Origin of the sequence: Pseudanabaena cinerea FACHB-1277 (assembly GCF_014696345.1) — a bacterium.
Lineage (GTDB): Bacteria > Cyanobacteriota > Cyanobacteriia > Pseudanabaenales > Pseudanabaenaceae > Pseudanabaena > Pseudanabaena cinerea.
The window spans coordinates 1-23,586 of the sequence record NZ_JACJPY010000072.1; the positions used below are offsets into that span (position 1 = coordinate 1).

The 23,586-nt window shown below is 41.6% G+C and carries 28 protein-coding genes and 1 pseudogene; 22 read left to right on the forward strand and 7 right to left on the reverse strand.

Annotation, left to right across the window (positions count from 1 at the left end; all coding sequences use genetic code 11):
• The 3 genes from H6F44_RS17520 to H6F44_RS17530 form a co-directional block, all read left to right on the forward strand.
• Positions 1–585 (forward strand): Uma2 family endonuclease (locus tag H6F44_RS17520; RefSeq protein WP_190352325.1); only part of this gene is annotated, 585 nt, incomplete at its 5' end.
• Between the two features lie 78 nt (positions 586–663).
• Positions 664–1,785: a CobW family GTP-binding protein gene (locus H6F44_RS17525; protein WP_190352326.1), complete on the forward strand. Its 1,122-nt coding sequence runs from the start codon at positions 664–666 to the stop codon at positions 1,783–1,785.
• Between the two features lie 196 nt (positions 1,786–1,981).
• Entirely contained in the window at positions 1,982–2,830 is an 849-nt protein-coding gene (locus H6F44_RS17530; protein WP_190352327.1) for a class I SAM-dependent methyltransferase, read from the forward strand.
• 5 nt (positions 2,831–2,835) lie between these two features.
• Here H6F44_RS17530 and H6F44_RS17535 read toward each other — a convergent pair whose 3' ends face one another.
• The 4 genes from H6F44_RS17535 to H6F44_RS17550 form a co-directional block, all read right to left on the reverse strand.
• Positions 2,836–4,773 (reverse strand): cation transporting ATPase C-terminal domain-containing protein, encoded by a 1,938-nt coding sequence (locus tag H6F44_RS17535; protein ID WP_190352328.1) that lies wholly within the window; start codon positions 4,771–4,773, stop codon positions 2,836–2,838.
• A gap of 14 nt (positions 4,774–4,787) precedes the next feature.
• A complete protein-coding gene (locus tag H6F44_RS17540; protein WP_190352329.1) occupies positions 4,788–6,155 on the reverse strand; it encodes a hypothetical protein in 1,368 nt (455 codons plus the stop codon).
• A gap of 165 nt (positions 6,156–6,320) precedes the next feature.
• The gene (locus H6F44_RS17545; RefSeq protein ID WP_190352330.1) at positions 6,321–6,554 is read right to left on the reverse strand and encodes an Rpn family recombination-promoting nuclease/putative transposase; all 234 of its coding nucleotides are present in this window, start codon (positions 6,552–6,554) and stop codon (positions 6,321–6,323) included.
• Positions 6,555–6,685: 131 nt separating this feature from the next.
• Positions 6,686–7,804: a DegT/DnrJ/EryC1/StrS family aminotransferase gene (locus tag H6F44_RS17550; RefSeq protein WP_190352331.1), complete on the reverse strand. Its 1,119-nt coding sequence runs from the start codon at positions 7,802–7,804 to the stop codon at positions 6,686–6,688.
• A gap of 199 nt (positions 7,805–8,003) precedes the next feature.
• Between H6F44_RS17550 and H6F44_RS17555 the strand changes: the two genes are divergently transcribed.
• Both H6F44_RS17555 and H6F44_RS17560 read left to right on the forward strand, forming a co-directional pair.
• Positions 8,004–8,645 carry a hypothetical protein gene (locus tag H6F44_RS17555; RefSeq protein ID WP_190352332.1) on the forward strand — a complete coding sequence of 214 codons (642 nt, stop codon included), beginning with the start codon at positions 8,004–8,006 and terminating at the stop codon, positions 8,643–8,645.
• 52 nt (positions 8,646–8,697) lie between these two features.
• Entirely contained in the window at positions 8,698–10,098 is a 1,401-nt protein-coding gene (locus H6F44_RS17560) for a peptidoglycan-binding domain-containing protein (protein WP_190352333.1), read from the forward strand.
• A gap of 101 nt (positions 10,099–10,199) precedes the next feature.
• Here H6F44_RS17560 and H6F44_RS17565 read toward each other — a convergent pair whose 3' ends face one another.
• From H6F44_RS17565 to H6F44_RS23605, 3 genes are all read right to left on the reverse strand, one after another.
• Positions 10,200–10,793: an L-threonylcarbamoyladenylate synthase gene (locus H6F44_RS17565; RefSeq protein ID WP_190352334.1), complete on the reverse strand. Its 594-nt coding sequence runs from the start codon at positions 10,791–10,793 to the stop codon at positions 10,200–10,202.
• A 118-nt stretch (positions 10,794–10,911) separates the two neighbouring features.
• Complete coding sequence (locus tag H6F44_RS17570; protein WP_190352335.1) at positions 10,912–11,481, reverse strand: DUF2854 domain-containing protein; 570 nt, start codon at positions 11,479–11,481, stop codon at positions 10,912–10,914.
• A 55-nt stretch (positions 11,482–11,536) separates the two neighbouring features.
• On the reverse strand, positions 11,537–11,659 hold the full coding sequence (locus H6F44_RS23605) for a hypothetical protein (protein WP_277874132.1): 123 nt from the start codon (positions 11,657–11,659) through the stop codon (positions 11,537–11,539).
• Positions 11,660–11,987: 328 nt separating this feature from the next.
• On the opposite strand from H6F44_RS23605, the gene rpoD reads away from it, so the two are divergent.
• The 17 genes and pseudogenes from rpoD (at position 11,988) to H6F44_RS17660 (ending at position 23,335) form a co-directional block, all read left to right on the forward strand.
• Positions 11,988–13,175, forward strand: a complete 1,188-nt coding sequence (gene rpoD, locus H6F44_RS17575; RefSeq protein WP_190352336.1) for an RNA polymerase sigma factor RpoD — start codon at positions 11,988–11,990, stop codon at positions 13,173–13,175.
• Between the two features lie 10 nt (positions 13,176–13,185).
• The gene (locus H6F44_RS17580; protein WP_190352337.1) at positions 13,186–13,650 is read left to right on the forward strand and encodes a DUF29 domain-containing protein; all 465 of its coding nucleotides are present in this window, start codon (positions 13,186–13,188) and stop codon (positions 13,648–13,650) included.
• Positions 13,651–13,656: 6 nt separating this feature from the next.
• On the forward strand, positions 13,657–14,139 hold the full coding sequence (locus H6F44_RS17585; RefSeq protein WP_190352338.1) for a DUF29 domain-containing protein: 483 nt from the start codon (positions 13,657–13,659) through the stop codon (positions 14,137–14,139).
• A 93-nt stretch (positions 14,140–14,232) separates the two neighbouring features.
• Positions 14,233–14,886, forward strand: a complete 654-nt coding sequence (locus H6F44_RS17590) for a hypothetical protein (protein WP_190352339.1) — start codon at positions 14,233–14,235, stop codon at positions 14,884–14,886.
• A complete protein-coding gene (locus H6F44_RS17595; protein WP_190352340.1) occupies positions 14,861–15,931 on the forward strand; it encodes a hypothetical protein in 1,071 nt (356 codons plus the stop codon). Before H6F44_RS17590 ends, H6F44_RS17595 begins: the two co-directional genes overlap by 26 nt.
• A gap of 46 nt (positions 15,932–15,977) precedes the next feature.
• Positions 15,978–16,208 (forward strand): hypothetical protein, encoded by a 231-nt coding sequence (locus tag H6F44_RS17600; RefSeq protein ID WP_190352341.1) that lies wholly within the window; start codon positions 15,978–15,980, stop codon positions 16,206–16,208.
• A complete protein-coding gene (locus H6F44_RS17605; protein WP_199302179.1) occupies positions 16,186–16,545 on the forward strand; it encodes a type II toxin-antitoxin system PemK/MazF family toxin in 360 nt (119 codons plus the stop codon). Before H6F44_RS17600 ends, H6F44_RS17605 begins: the two co-directional genes overlap by 23 nt.
• Before the next feature lie 107 nt (positions 16,546–16,652).
• Positions 16,653–17,708 carry a HindVP family restriction endonuclease gene (locus tag H6F44_RS17610; RefSeq protein WP_190352342.1) on the forward strand — a complete coding sequence of 352 codons (1,056 nt, stop codon included), beginning with the start codon at positions 16,653–16,655 and terminating at the stop codon, positions 17,706–17,708.
• On the forward strand, positions 17,708–18,604 hold the full coding sequence (locus H6F44_RS17615; protein WP_190352351.1) for a DNA cytosine methyltransferase: 897 nt from the start codon (positions 17,708–17,710) through the stop codon (positions 18,602–18,604). Before H6F44_RS17610 ends, H6F44_RS17615 begins: the two co-directional genes overlap by 1 nt.
• 66 nt (positions 18,605–18,670) lie before the next feature.
• Positions 18,671–18,778 (forward strand): annotated as a pseudogene (locus H6F44_RS17620) (DUF433 domain-containing protein); the annotation flags it as partial.
• A gap of 38 nt (positions 18,779–18,816) precedes the next feature.
• Entirely contained in the window at positions 18,817–19,047 is a 231-nt protein-coding gene (locus tag H6F44_RS17625) for a hypothetical protein (RefSeq protein WP_190352344.1), read from the forward strand.
• Complete coding sequence (locus tag H6F44_RS17630; protein WP_190352345.1) at positions 19,044–19,304, forward strand: ParE family toxin-like protein; 261 nt, start codon at positions 19,044–19,046, stop codon at positions 19,302–19,304. The genes H6F44_RS17625 and H6F44_RS17630 overlap by 4 nt, the downstream gene beginning before the upstream one ends.
• 218 nt (positions 19,305–19,522) lie before the next feature.
• On the forward strand, positions 19,523–20,356 hold the full coding sequence (locus H6F44_RS17640) for a TdeIII family type II restriction endonuclease (RefSeq protein WP_190352346.1): 834 nt from the start codon (positions 19,523–19,525) through the stop codon (positions 20,354–20,356).
• Positions 20,357–20,379: 23 nt separating this feature from the next.
• The gene (locus H6F44_RS17645; RefSeq protein WP_190352347.1) at positions 20,380–21,927 is read left to right on the forward strand and encodes a DNA cytosine methyltransferase; all 1,548 of its coding nucleotides are present in this window, start codon (positions 20,380–20,382) and stop codon (positions 21,925–21,927) included.
• A gap of 28 nt (positions 21,928–21,955) precedes the next feature.
• On the forward strand, positions 21,956–22,081 hold the full coding sequence (locus H6F44_RS23610; protein WP_277874133.1) for a hypothetical protein: 126 nt from the start codon (positions 21,956–21,958) through the stop codon (positions 22,079–22,081).
• A gap of 82 nt (positions 22,082–22,163) precedes the next feature.
• Entirely contained in the window at positions 22,164–22,271 is a 108-nt protein-coding gene (locus H6F44_RS17655) for a type II toxin-antitoxin system PemK/MazF family toxin (protein ID WP_190352348.1), read from the forward strand.
• Positions 22,272–22,639: 368 nt separating this feature from the next.
• Positions 22,640–23,335: a response regulator transcription factor gene (locus H6F44_RS17660; protein ID WP_190352349.1), complete on the forward strand. Its 696-nt coding sequence runs from the start codon at positions 22,640–22,642 to the stop codon at positions 23,333–23,335.
• The last annotated feature ends 251 nt before the right edge of the window (positions 23,336–23,586 follow it).

Sequence of the window (23,586 nt, forward strand, 5' to 3'; positions counted from 1 at the left end):
GTGCCGAATGTACCGCCGATGCTGGATGGTGAATATCGCCGTTCCTATGTGCTGTGGAAAGAATATGTCGCACCATTAATTGCCATTGAATTTGTGTCTGGCAATGGAGCCGAAGAAAGGGATGCAACGCCGCCCAGTGAAACGGAAAAAGCAGGGAAATTCTGGGTTTACGAGCAGGCTATCCGTATTCCTTACTATGCCATTTTTGATGGATTTAGAGGCAATATTGAGGTCTATCACCTACTTGATAATCGCTATACCAAGACTCAGCCCAACGATCGCGGTCATTACGCCATTCCGCCAATGGGTGTGGAGCTTGGGTTGATAGTAGAGAATGGTGTATCTTGGTTGCGCTGGTGGGATGAATCAGGGAATTTATTGTTGACGGGCGATGAACGGTCTGTGCAAGCTGAGGCGATCGCTGAGCAACAAAAGGCGATCGCTGAGCAACAAAAAGCAATCGCCGATCAAGCAGCCTTAGCTCAACAACAAGCTGAGGCGATCGCTGATCAAGAGCGCCAACAAAAAGAAAAATTAGCCAATTATTTAAGATCAATTGGCATTGATCCCGAAGCCCTCAAATAATTCGTTGATGTGAGCATGATTTTGATCTTGAATTAGCTGTCAGTAAAATATAATTACAGTATTTGCATAAGCGAACCTATGAACCTAGAACAAATCCCTGCAACCGTATTGACTGGCTTTTTGGGGGCAGGCAAAACCACTTTACTCAACCATATCCTCACGGCGCAGCATGGCAAAAAGATCGCGGTCATCGTCAATGAGTTTGGTGAGGTGGGCATCGATCAGCAATTGGTGATTGGTGCTGACGAAGAAATTTTTGAGATGAATAATGGCTGTATCTGTTGCACCGTGCGCGGTGACTTGATTAGAATTATCGGTAACTTAATGCGCCGCCGTAATAAGTTTGATCATCTTTTGATAGAGACAACGGGCTTGGCTGATCCAGGTCCTGTGGTGCAAACCTTTTTTATGGATGAGGATATTCGGCGGCAGGTACAGCTAGATGCGGTGGTGACGGTGGTTGATGCCAAGCATATTCAACAACATTGGGGCGATCGCGAAGTGGTGGAGCAGATTGGCTTTGCTGATGTGGTTTTGCTGAATAAAGCGGATTTGGTGACAGCAGCAGAGCTTGAAGACTTGGCAACAGCAATTAAGGATCTCAATGTTTTAGCGAAGGTGGAGAAAGTTAGCCTCAGTCATTCGGAAAATCAATTAATCGCTGAGACTGCCAGTGAGCAGCCTATTGACGATATAAAGGAAGTTTTGGAACGAATTCTCGATGTCGGTGGTTTTGATTTGGAAAGGATTCTCGAAAAAAATCCTCAGTTTTTAGCAGCCCAAACCTCTGAACCTGAGCATCATGACCATGATCACCATGATCACCATGATCACGATCATCACCACGACCACGATCATCATCACCACGATCATGAAGAGCATCATCATTTGCATGATCAAGAAGTTGGCTCCGTTAGCATTTTAGAATCTGGTGAGGTGAATCCTTATAAGTTCCAAGCTTGGATGAGTGAACTATTGCGAACCAATGGTCAGGATATTTTCCGATCTAAAGGGATTCTCAATCTCGCGGGTTCTAGCGATCGCCTTGTCTTTCAGGGGGTACATATGCAGTTTGACGCAACCCGCGATCGCCCTTGGCAAGATCATGAACTTCGCAAAAATCAATTAGTATTTATCGGCAGGCATCTCAATGAAAAGGAACTAAGGGAAGGTTTTCTTGATTGCTTGAACGCAAAATAAGCAGACAGGGGACTGAAGCCCTTTTTTTAATTTCCTGACAGCAATTATCGATCAAACGAGCCAAAAAAAGTTTTGAAAGTAAGTCAAAGCAGCGCTTTCAAAACTTTTTTGATTTGGGTTTGGGCGCAAAGCATTGTAATTAAAAAAACAAGACAGACTACAGCTATAATATGAAAAATACTGGAAAACCTAGCCTGTGAATAATATTATCCGTTATCAAAATGCTGCACTTCAGTATTACTTAGAACTCACGGGATCTTCCTATCTCCACTACGGCTATTGGGAACCAATCCCCCCTGCAAATGCGGAACTTACCATTACGCAATTCCGCATTGCCCAAGCCGCCTATGCAAATCATCTGTTATCCTTTATTCCTGCTGATATCCATACGGTGTTAGATGTGGGCTGTGGCAATGGAGACAACGCGATCGCTATCTTGGAGAGAGGATTGCAGGTGACAGGCTTAGCGCCCGATCCATCGCAACAGGCGAACTTTTTGGAACGCACAAAGGGGAATGCGAAGTTCCATATGCAGACCTTTGATGAGTTTGTCCATAATTCGCGCCAACAGGAGCGATCGCCTAAGTATGACCTGCTCCTATTTAGCGAAAGCAGTCAGTATATGTCCCCTGAATCGATCGCGACGGGAGCGGCTGATTTGGTGCAGTCGGGCGGCTATGTGTTGCTGGCGGATATGTTACGCAAAGATCCTGAATATAAGGAAGGGATGTTTTCTAATTGCCTAGTAAATGCGGATCTGCATCAAGAAATGCAGAGGGCAGGATTTAAATTAGTCACTAAGGATGACATTTCTGCCCACATTGCGCCGACCCTAGATATTTGTGTGCAGAGCTTTAAGACCTTTGGTGTTTCGACGATGAACTATATCGGTAATCTCGTGGCGATCGCCGTGCCGCCGATTTATGCCATCTTCAAATATTTTCTCGGTAAGTTAATTACCAAGTTAATTACAGAAGGATTGCAAGCATCAAATATTTTTCATAGGCATCTCTGCTATGAAATCCAGCTTTGGCAAAAAGTTTAAAGCTTCTATTTGAGCAGTTCTTGCACCCAAAAAACTGCCGTAGCACTGAGAATCGCGATCGCCCATTCAACTCCATTGAGGGGAACGGTGAGCAGAATGTCACTGAACCAAGGAACCTGGACAAAGAGAACTTGGCATAGGGCGATCGCTGATACTCCCAAAAGCAGGGGCAAATTCTGGAAAATACTTTGACGGGCGATCGCGCAGGCATGGAAAATTTGGCTAAAGCCAAGGGTGACAAATGCCATCGTCCGCGCCTGAGAGAGCAGCGCCGCCTGTCCTTGGTATTTCAAACTAAAAACTAGGCATACGGCGGTAACTGTGGCGAAGACCGCTAAAGAAATTCTGATGTAATTACTAGAGCGGAGCATAGTCTGGAATCGGTGGGCGGGTTGGTGCAGAAGTTGCTGGTGGCTTGGTTCTCTCACTAAGGGAATGGCAACGATCGGGGTAGCGATCGCGCCAATCCAAATCAATTGCAATGGCGGCACTGAAAACCCTGCGGCGGCATCCATTAGCACCACGATCGCCAATGTCAAGGCACTAACGGTGCTGAGTGTCACCATTCTTTGCAAGCGATCAAAAACAGCCCGACCTTCGAGAATGGCGATCGGTAAATAATGGAAATCTTCTTTAGGGAGAATTAGGGCGGCACTGTCCTGTAACTCTTTGCAACAATTGCGATCGCAGATGCCAATGTCGGCGGCTCTCAATAAACTAATATCTTCCAAATCATAGCCAATCACTGCCACCGATGCCCTGCGGCGATCGCCCTGCCATTGGCGGATGCGTTCCTGCGCTCCTGCAAAGTAGCTATGGGTTTCGATACCAATCACCTGCCCAAAAGCTTGAGCATCATCTTCGGAAGCACGAATCAGAGCACGCCAACTAATGCCACCGCGACTTAATTCATCGAAACTCAATACCACATCCGATTCTACAATTGGGACAATTGTCGTCACGCGCCCGATCGCATCTAACACCGCAGGGAAACGCGCCCATAATCGCTGTTTTGCCAGATCCCGCATTCCCAATAACTGCACATAGGTGGCAAGACGCAATAGATTTTTAGGATAGGTGCTAATCACCAGCGCCGATGCAATCATCAAATTCAGGGTAATGCCCCGTTGCCATGACAGACCATTGACCGTAGTAATTACCAAAATCAAGATGCCTAGCCCCAATTGGCGCAATTGGCGCAATTCCGAATGGATGGCTGAGAAAGGCTGCTCCTTGTTCAAAGCTGCTTGCTCTTTGGTGAGTAATCCTCTGGCGATCACCACGCCTTTGGCATTGCCTGCGGTGATCTCTGTCCCTGCCCAGATCATATTGCCACAGTCAAGGGGTGCGGTTTTGAGATCGCATATTAGATCTGCCTGTTTTTGGCAAATTGCCTCACCGCCAAGGTTAGTTTGGTTAACAATCAAGTCCGCCGATGACTCCACTAGACGCAGATCCACATTGGGGCGATCGCCAGCCTGCAATAGCAAAATATCGCCGATCACTAAATCCCGCGATGGTAATTCGAGGGTTTCGCGATCACGTAGTACCATGACCGAATTTGACGGCTCATGCTGTCGTCTTTGGGGGCGATCGCGTAGCACCTGTTCCTTAATGGCATTGGTCGCCGCCGTCAGATAAATGCCAAAGCCGCCATGCATTGCCCCCACCAATAATAATATCCAACCTTCCGCCCCTTGCCATTGCAAATAAATGGCTACCCCAAAAAGCAAATAGGTTAGAGGATTGAGAAAAGGCTGTAACCATATTTTAAACATGGGGCGCGATCGCGGCAATTTATTTGCCCCTAAATACCGCAAACGCTGTCTAGCATTCACATAGGTTAAACCTTCCATCGAAGATGCCAAGGCTGTTAGCACCTGCTCTATTGGCAAATGATGCCAAGGCTGATTTAAATCCGATAGAAAGTCAAATTTTGCCATAGGGCGATCTCAAATTATTTACCTGACTGCAATAACTTTAACTGCTGTTCCACTTGCATCTTAGTTTCCTGCGCTTTCAAATAAACCGTAGTACCATTTTTAACCTTATCGAGATCATTTTTGATGGTCAAAAAACCAGCGATCGCCTGATTTCTATTGAGATCCTTGCCATCTTTTGGCAAACTCGCCCAGAGATTAGCTAAATTGCGATTAGCAGACTCTAGAGCCTGTACTGCTTCCTGCTCATACTTCAACCTGACCTTGACCTCTGACAAATTATTGCGATATTCAGCTAACTTCTTTTGGGCTTCAGCATAGCCCTGCAAATCATTGGCAGGAATATCTTCTAAGCGATCGATCGCCTGTTGCCACATTTGCGCCGTTTCCTGCCAGCGATCGCTGCTATGGGGAGGGTTGCGCCCCGCCTCAGCCGCCTTCTTCGCAAACTCTTCTGCCCCACTGACCAATGCCAATACTTTGACATTCCCCGCCGCCAAACCGCCCAGATCTTGCAAATCCCTAGAGGCTGTCGTCACTAACTGTTGCGCCTTGCGCCCTGCCATCGTTTGTGCGGGAATCTGTCCTAGGCGATCAATTGCCCCCTGCCAGTTCTGCACTGCTATTTTTTTATCAACGGGCTGTTTTGCCTCCTGAAACTTTGCCTTAGCGATCGCCAATTCCCTCTCCGCATCAATCAAAGCCGTCTGAGCATTTTTTTCCTGAAATACCTTCGCTTCCAACTGCCCCGCCTTAACCCTTGCCGCTTGCAGTCCCGCAGGCGAGAAGCGCCAATCATAGCCCCATCCACCATAATAACCCCGTGAATAGTCAGCCCAGTCCGCCACATACCAAGCAGGAATCGCATCGAGCGCCGCTTTACCCTCCTTGAGTTTCAGTGATCCTCGATCCAAGTCTTCAATACTTGTTGGGGACTCAATTAACTGTCTGCTTTCCTCAATTGTCGCTTGCCCTCTTTTAAAATTTTCTTCCATTGACATATTACTGGGCAGTAATAACAAGGGCGCAAACTTGGCGATCGGTTGACGAATGACTGGATAGGGCAGGTTCACCACATATAAAATACCCGCAGGAATGCCAATCAAAATTCCCGTCCACATTAATCTTTTGCCAAATTTACGCACTTCCGCCAATGGCTGGGCGATCGGTTTAGCCTGTAACACTTGCGAGCCGTTTAGTTGCGATTCAAGGGCTTGATAGCGCTGCATTGCCCCCGCAGGATTGGCTGGCGGCAGATTAGTGTGAGAAGCTTTGGCTAAGGGCGCTGATGGTGTAGTTTGTGGATCAGGGGGCTGGGGATTTGGTTGATTATTTGCCTCATGATTATTTTGCAGCTTAGTAAATATGGAATTAATAATACCCACGACTATTTCCTAAATCATATGTAAATATCATAGCTAACACCAAAATAAAGAAACAGCTACGCTGTTTCTTTATTTGAAAACCCATGCTGGGTTTGGCTTTAAAGTCACAAATTTAAATCACGAATTTAAATCACAAAATTGTTGTCACACCTTTGTGATTTGGCATTACTTGTTACTTGGTCGTTTTTGAGATAGCTTTTGCAGTTGCTGCACCTGCTTTAGAGTTAGCCCAGTAAACTGCGTAACCAATTCCGTAGAGACATTTGCCCCCAACATATTCAGGGCAATTTGCCGCTTAGTCTCAACTTTGCCTTCCGCTTTGCCTTCCGCTTTGCCTAGCAATCTACCTCTAGCTTCACCTTCTAGCAAAATATCTTGATAAATTACTGACTCTCTCATGATTTCACTCCTGATTAGTCTTTGAATAATTTTTCTGTTCAAGACTATACCCGATATTATAGGTGTTGATGCATAGTAGCCAACGGGCAAAATCTTCAGGAAAGTTTTCGGCTAAGAATTTGCAAGTATTGTCATACATTAGTCAATATTTCGGCTAATGCCTCTACTACTTGCTGTTGTTGCGCTTCGCTGAGTTCGGGAAACATTGGTAAAGAGAGTACCCGATCGCAAATATCTTCAGTAACAGGAAATGCGCCTTTAGCATAGCCAAGATCTTTATATACTTCCTGCAAATGCAAGGGCAGAGGATAGTAAATCATGGTGATGATCTGGCGATCGCGTAGTTGTGACTGCACATAGTCGCGTTTACCCGCGCCAATGCAAATAGTGTACTGGTTCCAAACGCTATGGGGGCAATGGTGGGGCGTGATCACATTGGGCAGATTGGCGGCTTGAAGGAGTTGAGTATAGCGATCGCTGATCTGGCGACGCTGATGATTCCATTGCTCTAGGTAGGGTAGTTTCACTTGTAGCAATGCCGCTTGCAATGAGTCAAGGCGCGAATTCATGCCGATATAGTCGTGGTAGTAGCGCTTGGGGCTGCCATGCTCCCGTAAGATCCGAAATTTGGTGGCGATCGCCGCATCATTGGTGGTGATCATGCCTCCATCGCCGCAACCCCCAAGATTTTTAGTGGGATAAAAGCTAAAACAGCCAACATGACCGATATTGCCAACCCGCGCCCCTGCATAGGAGGCTCCCGTTGCTTGGGCGCAATCTTCGATCACATAGAGATTATGCTTTTGGGCGATCGCCATTAACTTCGTCATATCCGTAGGACGACCAAATAAATGCACAGGCATAATCGCCTTAGTGCGCTCAGTAATGGCGGATTCGATCAAGTCCACATTCATATTGAAACTATGGGCTTCAATATCGATAAATACGGGCTTTGCCCCAGTCATGCTGATGGTTTCAGCGCTAGAAAAAAACGTAAATGGGACAGTGATTACCTCATCCCCTGCTCCAATATCAAGCGCCCGCATTGCCAGATATAGAGCATCAGTACCAGAGTTACAGGCGACACTATGTTGAGAGCCTATATACTCACCAAAGCTTTGCTCAAATTGTGTGACCACCTGACCACCAACATACTGCCCTGAGGCAAGTACATCTATTGCTGCTTGGTTGAGGCGATCGCCAATTTGTTGATACTGCTGAGATACATCGAAAGGGGGAATCTTATTCACGTTAAAAAAATGGGAGGTAAGTAGTATTTTTAATTCTCTCTCAATATTTTGTCCTATTTTTTAAGCGATCGCTTAGAAAAGCCCGCCTAAAATACTGCCCCAATATTACCAAAGGGAACTTCATAATTTGTCCGATAATAGTCAGATAATATAGGTAGACAAAACGAACTTTGTGTTGAGAAATGTGTTGAGTATGATAATGCAAATATTAAATCGCGTTAGTCTTGGGCTGCGGCAAGAATGGTCGGTTTTGGTACTTAAAGCTTTGGGGCGAGCTAGTGTGGCAGCGATCGCGGGTGGCATGATCACCACAATCGCGATCGATCATGCCGAAGCGCAGGTTGCCAATACCATCGTATATGTCGTGGGCGATAATTCCTATACCTTTGACCTAACCCGCCAAGTCGTTGCCAACCCTGCGATCGCCTTAGTAAATGGACGCACCTCAATTGTTGCTGGGACTTTTGAGCCGCAAACTGCCGACTATGTAACTAGGGAGTTGCAAAGGCGCGGCGTGGCGGCACAACAATTGACGCAGATCACTACAACCATTCCTCAGCCAACGCCTAGCGCCCCAGTTACCCTCACTAGCTATCTCCCCAACACTACCAATAACCTTGACAATCCCAGCCGCTATCGCTACGTCACGGCTGTGCCGATGAGTGCTGGAGGCATGGCGGCTCTAGCACAGGTACAGCGTTTTATCCCTCGCGCCTTTATTTCCAAGTCCTTTCGCGGTGACTATATCTACGCAGGTGGCTATACCAATCGCGATGGGGCAGAATCTTTAAAATATTTCTTGCGATCGCAAGGATTGGATGCCCGTGTGCTTTATTTTTAAAATGTAAAGTTCGACTTCGATCCAAAAAATATTAGGAATATTAGGCTGATTCATGAACCCATTACTAAGACAAGGTAGCAAAGGCGATGCTGTAATCGAGTTACAGCGACTTTTGCAAGGGCAAGGATTTTACAACGGTAAACTTGACGGCGATTTTGGACCTGGTACGGCCAATGCTGTGATCAACTTTCAGAAAGCTCATGGCTTAACCGCCGATGGCATTGTCGGTAATGTGAGTTGGACAAAATTGCGTAGTCTCAACAGCAACCCTGCGATGCCCACGCTGTTGCAAGGCGCAAGGGGAACCTATGTAATGCAGGCGCAACAACTACTAAAGGAGAAGGGTTACTACCAAGGACGCATTGATGGCGACTTTGGCAATGGCACAAAGGAAGCGATCGCCGCCTTTCAAAAAGCAAATGGTTTAGTTGTGGATGGCAAGGTTGGTGCAAAGACATGGCAAAAGTTGCTGGCTCCTGCGATCCCCACCACGGCCACCACTGCACCAGTAGGATCGCCAACATTGGTTGAAATCACTCGCCCCAATACATCTGCGGAATCAACTACACCTGTGGGATCAAGCACCCCTGCCAGTTCACCTACTCCTCAGCCACCCCTAGGCTCGATATTTGTCCCTACCCCTGCCGTTTCTGTTGGAGAGCCTGTAACTCCGTCTGTAACTCCGTCTGTAACTCCGTCTGTAACTCCGTCTGTAACTCCACCTGTAACTTTGGTAAATGATATGACTGTTGAGACTCCCGTGATCGCAACTCCCGCCACAATTGCTCCTACCCTTACTGACAATGCCATTAGTTTAGTGGATGCTGCCAATGCCTATAGTCGCGCTCAACTGCCCCATCAAACTGCCGCAATCAATAGTCTGCACAGCAGCATAGAACCAAATGTTTTTCAGCAATTTATGCAGCGTTGGTTTGTGGCGACAGGATCGATCAGCGATACTTCCTCGCTATCAGCAGCCCTCAGTGGTTATAACGCTGTGCAAATGGTTAATCAAAACCTTGCCCTGCAATGGCTTCAGAGTCAGATATCACCAGAGGCGCTCGCCAAATTTCGTCAAGATTGGTCTAATCAAAACGCCAGCATCGGCATCACCACAGGCACTCCCTTCACCGCATTGCAACCCACAACAAGCGATCCCAACCCAGTTACTCTAATCAGCCTTACCGAAGCGATTAAAACTTATCAAAGATCCTCCAATCAAGTTATGGCGCTAGAGCGGTTGCAAGCATCGGTCAGTCCCATCACGATGCAGCAGTTCTTTCAACGCTGGACAGTTGCCTCTGGTCAAACAGCGATCGCTATTTCCTTGCTCGATGTTTTCAAAGACTTTGATGCGACAAATTACCCTAGCCAAATTACAGCTCTGCAATGGCTGGAAAAGGAACTGCTCTCTAATCAGGTCGAGCAGTTTTCCAAAACTTGGCTTGACTAGTGCAGTGATGGTTTGTCCAAATTAATAAAACAGAAAGATCTTTGAAAGCGTCACATGGCAAAGCTTTCAAAGATCTTGAGGATTAGTGGCGATTGCTATACCTATACCATGTCCTGATGAAGGGTGACTGCGCCTTGACGGCGCACTAGCCATCCTTGCTCTGTCCATTCCACCACCGTTGATGGTAAACCGCTTCCCAATTCCTGCGTAAGTTCTAGCCCTTCTGCCAAGGTTAAGACCTCCGCGAAATTTTGATGTATTTCTATCATTTTTCTGAGGGGGGGCAGATTGCTGCGATTGGCGCTAGTCGTCAACAGCGCCCCAGTCTGTTGCAAAATGGAGATCGCCACTGCACAATCAGGTATCCGCACCCCCAAGGTTGCACAGCCTTGATTTAGCGCTTGCCCGCGATCGCTGGCGGGTAGCACGAGGGTCAAAGCCCCTGCAAAATATTTAGCGGCGATCGCTTGCCAAGTTTTGAGATTGGGATGCGCTGCATCGATAAACGGCAAAAACTGCTGCCAACTTGCTGCCATCAAGATTAATGGCTTATCTGGCGATCGCCCCTTCAAATGATAAATGCGATCGCGGCGATCGGGGCGCACTGCCAAGGCAGGCACAGTATCAGTCGGAAAGCTGACCACCTTTGCTGATCGCGCCCCAGCCACCAAAGACACCAAAGAAACTAAGCTCACCAGTTTATATTCTTCCAAAAGGTATGGGATAGGTACGACTTGTACCTATTCATTATTTTATAGAGGTTTGCAAAAGACCAAACCGCGATTAACTTTAGATTTTAGTATTAAGTTAGTTTTAAGCCTTAGCTACAACTAGCCGCAAATCCACCTCTTTATCCGCTAATTCCGTCACCACTGCCACGATCCCAGGTCCAAAAAACTTTGTCAATTTATCTTGCTTCTCTATCCAAACTTCAAAGGGCATCAATGTTGAAGAGAAACGTAAAACCAAGCTATATGCGCCCTTAGTTGTCTCCGCCTCCGAAATTTCCTCGTAAATGCCAATTAGCTTAGGACGCTCTTCATCAGTGGGGCTCATGCCAACCTTTTCTAGCACCTCATCCAAATGAGCCTTGATCCCATAGCGATAGCGCGTGACATCTTTGCGTAACTGGTTTTGGGTGGGAGTCGCTTGCGACTTGCGTAAATTCACTACCGCCGCCGACTCAGCCACCAGTACAGGCGTAGGCGTTACTTCCGATGACTTAAACGCAAAGCCACCCAACAGGATCGGAAATCCATAGAAAAAGCCCACGAGGTTCAGCGTGGAGTTGCCCTTAGCATATGCCCAAAAACCAACGACAAACAAAATGCCGCCAATAACTAAACCAACCGAGGCAAGAGATATTTTATTAAGCTTAATCATAATTAAAAAGTAACAATACTTAATAAATGTAACTTTTAATTGCATTTAAACATATCTACCTTTCAGCGCGATCGCTGATCTGATCGCCAATCAAGAAATAACCATACCCTTTCTTAATTGGAAAAACCTTACTGGGTTTGGCTTTCAATTCATAACTATAGGCAATAAAGCAAAACATGATTATGCAAACATTTCTAACTCACTACTCAAAGCTTGGCGTTGACTTAAAACCCAGAAAAATTTCTAAAAGCGACATTTTGCAATGCTTTCAAAAATTTTTCTAGACTGCCTAAAATAGCAATAGGCTATAAGCTATAAATGTATAGAAGGAAATTACACCTGTTTACAATAATTTCATCACTTCATTATTTTGAAGAGTTTTATAGACTGTAAGCTTGGCAACCTGTAGCCTGGTTCCCCAATTGGTGAATTAGCAAGCTACAATCATTTAGGTGTAATTTCCCACAGCACAAAGTATTAGACAGTATGGATCTGAGGAATCTGGCATGAGCAAAGCAGCCATCGACCTACCTATCGAAATTAAACTACCAATTGGCAAACTTGGTGGCAATCTTGAAGATATTGAAGAAGACCTTGAAGATTTGGATGACGACATCGAACTCGAAAAGGATGATTTAATTGATGACTCAGACGAAGATCCCGACATTGAAGAAGACCCAGACAAGGCTGGCAAGACTAGGGGGGCTAAGAAACGCGCTAGTCAAACTAAGAAAAAACATTTCACCGAAGATTCAATTCGGCTCTATTTACAAGAAATTGGACGTATTCGTTTATTGAGAGCCGATGAAGAAATCGAGTTAGCCCGAAAAATTGCTGACTTGCTAGAGCTTGAAATCAAGCGGGAAGAACTAGCCAACGAAATCGACTGCGATCCTGAGGAGATCCGCGAGTCGGAATGGGCTAACAAAATGAGTATGCCCCTTGGCGATTTTCGTAAGCGCCTTCATTCGGGTCGCCGCGCCAAGGACAAGATGGTGCAGTCCAACCTGCGATTGGTGGTATCGATCGCTAAAAAATACATGAATCGCGGCTTATCCTTCCAAGATTTAATCCAAGAAGGTAGCTTAGGCTTGATCCGTGCCGCCGAAAAGTTTGACCATGAAAAGGGTTACAAGTTTTCAACCTATGCGACATGGTGGATTCGTCAGGCAATAACTAGGGCGATCGCCGATCAATCTCGCACCATTCGTTTGCCTGTTCACTTATACGAAACCATTTCCCGCATCAAGAAAACCACCAAATTGCTTTCTCAGGAAATGGGACGTAAGCCCACTGAGGAAGAAATCGCCACCCGCATGGAGATGACCATCGAAAAGCTGCGGTTTATTGCCAAATCTGCCCAGTTGCCAATCTCCCTAGAAACTCCCATTGGTAAAGAAGAAGATTCGCGCCTCGGTGATTTCATTGAGTCCGAAGGTGAAACCCCTGACGATCAGGTTGCCAAGAGTCTTTTGCGCGAAGATCTGGAAAGCGTATTAGGCACTCTTAGCCCTAGGGAGCGTGATGTTTTGCGTTTGCGTTACGGCTTAGACGATGGACGCATGAAGACCCTCGAAGAAATCGGTCAAATCTTCAATGTCACCCGCGAACGTATTCGCCAAATTGAGGCTAAGGCACTCCGCAAGTTGCGCCATCCTAATCGCAATAGTGTTTTGAAAGAATACATTCGCTAATTTGTTGAGCATGACTCAATCTTTACCCAAACCTTCTAAAACCTCCCTATACGATCGCGATCTTAATTTGTGGTTAGAAGAGGCGATCGCGCATTTAAAGTGTGGCGATTTGCACAACCTTGATATTGAAAACTTAATTGAGGAGTTAGAAGGTTTGGCGGGTAGAGATCGGCGCGAATTAGAATCACGTTTGACTAGATTGATTGAACATATCCTCAAGCGTTGTTATGTAAATCTACCTGAGTGTTATCGAGGGTGGGAAATTACAATCGTTAATCAAAGGGCTGAATTAACTACATTATTAGAGCAGTCTCCAAGTCTCAAAGGTCATTTCTCACAGGTTTTTGACCGTGCTTTTGACACTGCACTCAAACTCGTAAAGCTAGAATACCCTGACACTAATTTTCCCGATGTATGGCAATTTAGCCGAGATGCTAAGAAAGTTTTAAATTTAAATTTTTGGACAAATGTTTAGAAACTTATGACACAAACTATCGAGCAAAAATCCACGCTATATGATCGCGATCTTAATTTGTGGTTGGAAGAGGCGATCGCTAAATTAAAAGTAGGCGATTTTCACAATCTAGATGTCGAAAACTTAATTGAGGAGTTAGAAGGTTTGGCGGGTAGGGATAGGCGCGAGTTAGAAAATAGACTAACCACTTTGCTAGAGCATTTACTCAAGCGGCTCTATGTCAAAAGTGAATATGACTATGCAGGGTGGGTGAGAACTATCAATAGAACAAGGATGGAAATCTGCAAAATTCTGAGACAGTCACCTAGCCTTAAAAACTACGCAAATAGTCCCGAATTGTTTCAAGATGCTTTTGATGATGCGCTCAAGTTAATGCGCTCAGATCCAGATTATAAGTCTGTAAATTTTCCTAATACATGGCAGTTTAGCCGAGATATTGACGCTATATTAAATATTGATTTTTGGGGGTCTTCTGGGTTTGAGGGGTAAATTGTATATTCATGATACAATATTTGACGGCATTATCAGGCTCTAACTGTTGCTCAGAGAGGCTTATGGCTACTATCAGTTGTGCTTATCCCCATGAACCCAGAAGAGCCATTTTTGGGAGGAAATTTAAGTGTACCTTTTGATGGAATTGCATACTCAAGAATAGGTAAGAATATAATGTCATCCGAATCTAGACAATATGTAGAAGTTGCTGCATCGTTAGAACAACGAAAGGCTGTGGCAGTGTTAGCCAAAGAGTTTACAAAAAAAGTTGCTGACAAAACATATAAACCAATTTTTGAGGAATGGTCACGCAACTATTTGATGCAAGAGAATAACCGAGTAGGTTATAAGGCGAAATATTGCAACATAGATGAGGAAATGGATAAGGAAAAAAAGGAAGCAATTGAGTATTTAAAAAATTGGATGTCTCAAAATCTTATATTTGCAAAATCAGAACAAGATCTAAAGACACAAAATCAAATTGTAAAAAAATTTGTTAATTCATTTATAAACACGATTGTCAAAATATACCATCGAGAACGAATGCTGTTATCATATCGGCATTTTTATCCGCAAGAAGGAGAAATGCTGATTAATAAACTGCTTAGTAAGCACAAGTATGGTAATAATGTAGATATCACCAAAATTGAGGAGTTTAAGCCTGTATTTTCGCAGTTATTAAAAGAGGTTGGACGACAATCTTTAGTTGAGGCAATGTATGAAAAAAGCTTTTTTGATAATTGATGATTCTCACAAAACTTTAACTGATGCTGAAGATGTAAAACATTCTGACTTTAGCAAAATATTTCAATGCCCTGAATGTAACGCTACACTCCATTGGAGATCTGGATTTACAAGAAATGGAAATTTAGTTAGTCCAGCATTTATTCATCCTAATGGCAATTTAGAAGATTGCTCATTACGAGTTGATTTCTATATTGATTCAAAAAAAGAGTTGTCAATCTTAGACAATTCATCAAGAGGTCAAAAAAGAAAGAAATTAGAAGCTTCCTTTATACAATGTTTGCATCATTATCAATCAAAAAGTATTTCTGAAATCTATTCATTTGAACACTATCTAAATTCCCTTAACCTAAGAAATAATGATGATTTAGCAGAACCTATAATGTTTTTAAATGAAGAATCTTTACACAGACAAATTAGTGTTAATTCACGAATAAATAAAGTATATCCAGATCCATTTTTATTGATACAAGCTGCTTCTAAAGTTCTTGAATTAGATCAATCTTATGTATATATAAAAAATAAAGTTATAGATTTTGAAAAACACCTGTTATCTCAGCCTAGTTGTATGGATCATGTCGTTTTTAAAAATGAGCAGAAAAATGAGACAAATGAAAATATTTCAGTGCAAACCCTTATTAAATCTCATTGTCAAGAATTAGAAGGGATTTTCAAATATATTCAAAGTAGTTCGTATGAAATGAAGAGAGACTTTCTTGAAGAAGTAATATGGGGAGATTCACAGCTACCTCTAAATATTGATGCAATTTGGAACCCTGTAGAAATATCAGCTATTAGAGAATGTTTTGGTTTGAATATTTTAGAGGGTAGTCAAAAAATCAAGCTAAGACGAGAGACAGGAATTAGAAATATATCCTGTTTCAGCGTTGATATGCTTAAGGAATTATGCAAAAATCCACTCCTTTCAAAGAAATCCTTTTCAGAAAACAGCCTTTTTCATTCATTTATCGAATTTATATTGTTAAAAATATGGGATTCAATTAAGTTTTATGATTGGTCATCATTACCTGAGTTTTATTCTTAGGAAGTAATCTTATTTTGATTTAATTACAATCGAGAAATAAAAAACTATGATTAAAACTCAAATTTTAGAAGCAATCAAACAAATGCCAAATAGCGATCGCCTAGAGGTAATCGAATTTGCCCTAAAGCTACTGCGGCAAGACATAGGCAAACCAGAAAAACTTAGCTTAAGAGAGGCTGCTGAAATCATGCGCCCCTTCTATGCTGAAAACAGCAATCTAACTGAGTTTGTCGATGCCAATAACGAGGACTTCTATGAGTATCAAGACTATGCTTAGAGGTCAAATCTGGCTATATAGTGCCGATCCTAGCATCGGCGATGAAATTGGGGAAACTCGACCATGCATAATTGTTAGTAGTGACGAAATCGGCGTGCTACGACTAAAAGTCATTGTTCCAATTACAGGATGGAATCCAACATTTGCCCAAGTGCCTTGGATGGTGAAGCTTGAACCCACAACAAAAAATAGACTGAGCAAATTATCGACCGCAGACACTTTTCAAATTCGCTCCGTCTCCCAACAACGACTAATCAAGCAAGTAGGAACTCTAGATGATGCAACAATGCAAGAAATTAGCCAAGCCTTAGCCATTGTTTTGAAGATCGGTAACTAAAACCATGACACAGACTATCGGAGAAAAAACAACGCTGTGCGATCGCGATCGCAGTTTGTGGTTAGAAGAGGCGATTTTTTTACTTTTGTCAGCACAAGGATAGATTAATGACAACACAAGCAAGCCTATTTGGTTTAAACAATTCCAATCGAGATTTTTCCAAAGCCGAGTCTTGGGGCAAAAATCAATTCAACTCAAGTTTTCCAGCCGCTTTATCCTGTTATCTTGATGATCAAGGAATTGCAGCAAATTACATATCTATAGCCAATCAAAAATTTGACATAAATTTAATTGATATTGCTACTGTATTTGGAATTAAGCCTAGTGAAACTAATACATACTTTGCCTTTGAATCACAACATACGCCATTTCAAAAATATGTAATTGGCAGCTTACCTAGAACTGATTTAGTCATTCAAGATAGTTTGACAGGTCAATGTTTACGAGGATTAGAAGTTAAGTTAACCGCATTACCCGACAATACTACTTGTAATTTAAGCGATGATAAATTTGGCTGTGAGATTGTTGTAAGACCTGACACGATTGTATATTTAGCATCTAGCATAGTTAGTAAAAATATTGAGCTAGTTAAACATCATATTGAAAGAAGTAATGTTGTTGTTGATAATTGGTCAGATGCTAGGGAAGTAATTACTAGTATTCAAAAAATTATTAGCTGTATATCTGATATCAGCATTGGTATCGAGAAAAACCAATCACCATTTCTTTTACATCCAATTTGGAAGACCATTGGAAAATCACCAAAGCTTGCAGAAAATTGTCTAGATGTTTTTGTATGGAGTGATGCAGCCTTTGCTTGGTTTATATCACAAATATCAAAAAGCGATAATAACGCAACTCAAATAACTCGTCAAACAAGAACAAGCATTTGGCTATATAAAATGCTTTTAGATATCTGCATTCATGGCAGATGTGACTACAAAGATATCATTGATAAACTTTCTTACAACACTAAAAACGATAAAGCTTTTGCTTCCGCAGGCAATGTAACTAATCCCTATATGTCATGTGAAAATTTGACATCTCCAAGAATCAAAAAAGACGAAATCAAAAATATTATTCTGGGTGGTGGACAGAATTTACTTAGTCCAGAGCGCAGATTTGACGCGATTATTTTTAATTCACCAGAGTTATTCTCATGATTAAAGCTGTTGATTTATTTAGTGGTTGTGGTGGATTATCTCTTGGTTTCCAGAAAGCAGGGATTGAGATTTTGGCGGCTATTGATAATTGGAATATCGCTTTAGATGTCTATCGAGAAAATTTTGAGCATCCTGCTATTCAACAAGATCTAGCTGATGAAATTACATCAATTAGAATAATTCAAAAATATGCTCCTGAAATGATTATTGGTGGTTCACCATGTCAAGATTTTTCGAGTGCTGGTAAACGCAATCTAAATGGCGATCGTGCTAATTTAACCTATAACTTTGCAAATATCGTCTGTGCAATTAAACCACAATGGTTTGTAATAGAAAATGTGCAAAGAATCACAAAAAGTCATATTCTTTCACAAATATCAGAACAGTTTATAAAATGTGGTTATGGTTTATCTAGTGTGGTTTTAGACGCTTCACTTTGTCAGGTACCACAGGCGCGATCGCGTTTCTTTTTAATTGGCGAACTTGGTGGAAATCAAAATGCTCTAGTAGATTTGTTCAAAACCAATTTAGCAAATAAATCTATGACAATTAGGGACTATCTTGGAGATAAACTAAACCTACAATATTATTATCGACATCCTAGAAGCTATGCTCGAAGAGGAATTTTCTCAATTGATGAACCAAGCCCAACTATAAGAGGAGTGAATCGTCCCATGCCTCCAAATTATCAACTGCATAGTGGCGATCCGCAGGATATTGATCTTTCAACTATCAGACCTTTAACCACAATCGAACGAAGTTACATTCAAACTTTTCCAGATTCTTTTAAGTTTTTTGGTACTAAGACAAATCTAGAGCAAATGATTGGTAACGCCGTACCTGTAAATTTAGCTTTTTTTGTCGCTTCCACTATCTTAAAATATAAGCGATCTTAATTTGTAGTTAGAAGAGGCGATCTAATCTAAAGCTAAAATAGTATCAAAAGTAGTTGAATAACACCTATGAAACTCGATCGCATTATTGTCAATCCTAAACGGATGAATGGACAGCCCTGTATTCGCAACCTCCGCATTACAGTCCGTCGCTTAATGGAACTACTAGCAATCTATAGCATATCTATCCACTTTTAATTAAGTACATTAAAAATATGTCTTCACCACAAATTACAACTCTAGTTAAAATAATGGAAACTCTGCCTGTTAGCTTACAGGAGAGAGTTACAGAACATTTGAGAGAATACATCCACGATTTGCAAGATGAAATTAAATGGGAGAAATCCTTTGCACAGACCCAATCAAAGCTAGTTGCAGCAGCACGCCTTGCGAAACAAGAAATCACTCAAGGAAAAGCTGTTCCTCTTGATTACGATCAACTATGAGAACCTTCACTTTACCTTCCTTTTGGCTTGAATATCGAAAGCTAAATGAAGATGTTAGACAAAGCACAAGAAAAGCCTATCGCCTATGGGCAGAAAATTCATTTCATCCCTCTCTCCATTTTAAATGTATTAATACGGAAGAGTCTATTTGGTCTGTGAGAATAACGAGGAATTATCGTGCATTAGGAATTCTAGAAGGTGATGTCGTGACATGGTTTTGGATTGGTAGCCATGATGACTACGAAAAATTTTTCTAGAAGCAAACCTCTCAGACAAGGGGCTTAAGCCCCTTGTTCTTTGGGATATACTTGATAAATCCTATATCGCATCGACTAAACCTATGACCCAGACTATCGAGCAAAAATCCATGCTATACGATCGCGACCTTAATTTGTGGTTAGAAGAGGCGATCGCTAAACAAGTATTAAACTTAAATTTTGGGACAATTCTTTAGAAAAAAACTATTGATATTTGCATGGATAAACAACAAAGAATTGCTCAAGCTATAAAGGATGTCATATCTAAAATGATGGATCGAGTAATGGATCGTGTTCTAATTACAGATCCTTTTATCAAAGAAAATCATCGAGCAAACAAACCAATTTATGCAGCATTAGTACCTGATGAAATTTTTAAAGGTTCACATTTTGAGAGAAGATTTGTAACTCCATTTGGTCTTGTATGGGAAAAGCTAGCTCAAGTTGTTGCCCTAGAAGCTTATGGCAATTGCCAAATGGGGCATACAATTAGTGGTACTGTTGGGCAAGAGAGTCTGAGAAGAATTCAAGAAGTATTAAATAAATTAGAACATAGCAAAGGAAAAAACAAAATCAAACCTAATTGGAATGAAGAATTACAATATATTCAGGAAGGCGGTGGTAGCCAGATTCCAGTAAGCGTAGTTTGTGATATTTTTATCCAGAACGAAGAAAATGGAAAGCGGTATGCCTTTGAGCTTAAAGCTCCATTACCAAATAGTGATCAAACAAAAGTAAGCAAAGGGAAGCTATTTAAACTTCTGGCAATGGAACCCAAGTTAGTTGATTACGCATACTTTGCCTTGCCATACAACCCTTACGGTAAGAGAGAAAGCTATAAATGGGACTTTCCGATGCGATGGTTCAATATGCACGAAGATGAATCTGTATTGATAGGCGATGAATTCTGGGATCTGATGGGAGGGGAAGGCACTTACAACAATTTTATTCAGGAAGTCAATTCATTAGGAAAAGATTACAGAGAACGCATCTATCGTGAATTCTTAGGAATAGAACCACCTCCAGATTTTGACGAGTATTTATTGAAGTAGAAAAATGTAAGAGGAGATATTAAATGAATAACGCTAAATTTACCTTTATTGATCTTTTTGCTGGAATTGGCGGCTTTAAAATGGCGTTAGCCAATAATGGGGGGCATTGCCTTGGATTTAGTGAAATAGATAAAGATGCAATAAACACATATTGTGACAACTTTCAAGTTAAATCGAGTTACAACTTAGGAGATGTTACTAAAATTAAAGAGTTACCTGATCACGACTTATTAACTGCTGGAGTTCCTTGTCAAAGTTGGTCTATTGCGGGTAAAAATTTAGGCTTTGATGATGATAGAGGACAGTTATGGAATGACACAATTTATCTACTTCAACAATCTCAGCCAAAAGCCTTTATTTTTGAAAATGTGAAAGGCTTGGTTGATCCTCGTAATAAAAAAGCTTTGTCATACATTTTAGAAAGAATTAAAAAAGCAGGATATTACGCTAATTACTTTGTGATTAACTCATTTGATTATGGCGTACCACAAAATAGAATTCGCATATACATAATTGGCTTTAAAGAAAAGAAGTACTTTGAAAGATTTACATTACCTAAATGTATTGACAAGAAGCTAAAACTTGGCGACATATTAGGTATTGAACCAAAAAACTCAACAGACAAAAGAATTATGCAAATGGACTTATTTGGAAATATTGTTGAATCAAAAACAATGAGTCTTTCAAATACAAATGGGTTTAATGACTATTTTTTGTTTAACGATCTTAGAAATGGTCATACAACAATCCATTCATGGGATATTATTGATACCACTCAAAAGCAAAAAGATATTTGTTTGCTATTGCTTAAAAATAGACGTAAAAGCGCCTATGGGCAACTTGATGGTAACCCGTTATCATTAGAACACTTTCAAAGCCTAGACTCATCTATTAATCAAGATGAAATTAATCAACTGATTGAATTAGAAATCTTAAAGTCCGAAGAGTACAGTTTTACTATAAAAGACCATAGTATTAGCAATTTAACAAAAGAAGAAGAAATACTACTTTCATTTGCAAACAATCACAAAATTATTATTGATAATTTAAATATTCAAAGGATATTTAAAACTGAGAAAATATCCATTGAGAAAACTATTGAATCTCTTAAGGGAAAAATAATTATTGAATGTCATGAGGTTCGCTATGATTTTAAAAATACTAAGATAAGCACAGGATTATTTGGAGTGAATCGCATATTCTTACCAAGTTCTGACATTTTTCCAACTTTGGTTGCAAGTGACACAAATGATTTTATAACTCTAAAGACTATTGAAGCATCAAACCATGATGAATTTAAAAATAGATTTATCCAAGAAATTTATAAGCCTAAGGCATTTAGAAGGATTACTAAAAGCGAAGCCTGTTTAATACAAGGATTCCCTAAAGATTTTAAGTTGCCAGAATCAAGATCAAAATGGATGAAGTTAATCGGTAATAGTGTTTCAGTTCCTGTAATTGATAAGTTATGTAAAGCAATTGTTGAAACTGGTGTATTTGAAAACAGGCAAACTATTAGTAGTTTGGGTGTCCTCAATAAAGAGAAAGCAGTTGTCTCTCTTAGTGCGTAACATTTTTTTAATAAATGGGCAAAAAACTATGATTAAAACTCAAATTTTAGAAGCAATCAAACAAATGCCGAATAGCGATCGCCTAGAAGTAATCGAATTTACCCTAAAGCTACTGCGGCAAGACAGAGGCAAACCAGAAAAACTTAGCCTATGAGCGGCGGCTGAAATCATGCGCCCCTTTTATGCTGAAAACAGCAACTTGACTGAGTTTGTTGATGCTAATAACGAAGACTTCTATGAGTATCAAGACTATGCTTAGAGGTCAAATTTGGCTGTATAGTGCCGATCCTAGCATCGGCGATGAAATTGGGAAAACTCGCCCCTGTATAATTGTTAGTAGTTAGGACTTACGCAACAGCCCTGTAATAAATTACGGTCTGAAAGCTCAAACCCGTTGAAATGGGTTGATCATAGAAGTATTTTAGTCTGCTTTAGCAGACTTTAGCCTTCAGCCAAGAACTTAAGTTCTTGGTTGGTTTGCGCCAGTCCTACACAATCCTATTGCAAACGGTTTCTCTCTTAGTTTTTGTAATCTATCCTTCTTGAGTTAAGACCTTTCTTTTTTGCTTTTGTTGATGTCTAATTTTATACTGGGAAGGGAGTATGCCATGTTTTTCCTTGGTTTTCAGTCAGTTCTTTGCGCTGTAATTGGGTACAAAGCGCTGTATGATGACGGGACGATAGCAAAAATGCAGGTTTAGAGATAATAAAAATGTCTGGACATATCCTACTTGTAGACGATGAACCTAGTCTGAGGGAATCAGTACAAGCCTACTTAGAAGATAGCGGCTTTGTGGTGCAGGTTGCCAGTAATGCTAGGGAGGCTTGGCAATTACTAGAACAGACCACACCTGATTTGGTAATCTCTGACATCATGATGCCACAGGTAAGCGGCTATGACTTCCTTAAACAAATGCGCGAAGATGTCAGATTTTTGAACCTGCCCGTAGTATTGCTGACCGCTAAGGGAATGACCAAGGATCGCATCGAAGGTTATACCGCAGGCTGTGATGCTTATCTTCCTAAGCCTTTTGACCCCGATGAGCTAGTGGCGATCGCTGAAAATTTGATTGCGCGGCGAGCGATGCAATCTGTCACCGCCAATAGTAACACTTCCGAAATTACTGACCTTGCAGGACAATTGGCAGAAATCAAGGCGCTCTTAAAGCAGAAACCTGCGATCAATGTCACACCACCACCGATCAAAATTGAATTTACCCCCCGCGAGCAGAGTGTTTTAGAGCTTGTGGTGGAAGGCTTGATGAATAAAGAAATTGCCAAAAGGTTAGGCACAACCATTCGCAATGTGGAAAAATATGTGAGTCGACTGTTCAGCAAGACGGGGACAAGTAGCCGCACTGAGCTAGTTCGTTATGCGTTACAACATGGGTTGATCGATTCTTATTAAAAGCTTAAAATACGACAGTTGCCGATTAAATGAATCACAGAATATCTCTTAAGAGTATTACTGGCACTGGTTCCGTGTAATGAGTAGGGAAAAGCATTGCAATATATGACATATGGAGTTAATAATAAAAGATAAACTTCGGCTAAAAACACCAGTGTAATGAATCTATTTACCTATGCTTGTCCAGAATGTGGGAGCGAAGATGTGTGTGCTGACCACCAGTATAAGACGAAAAATTATGGGGTTAGGAC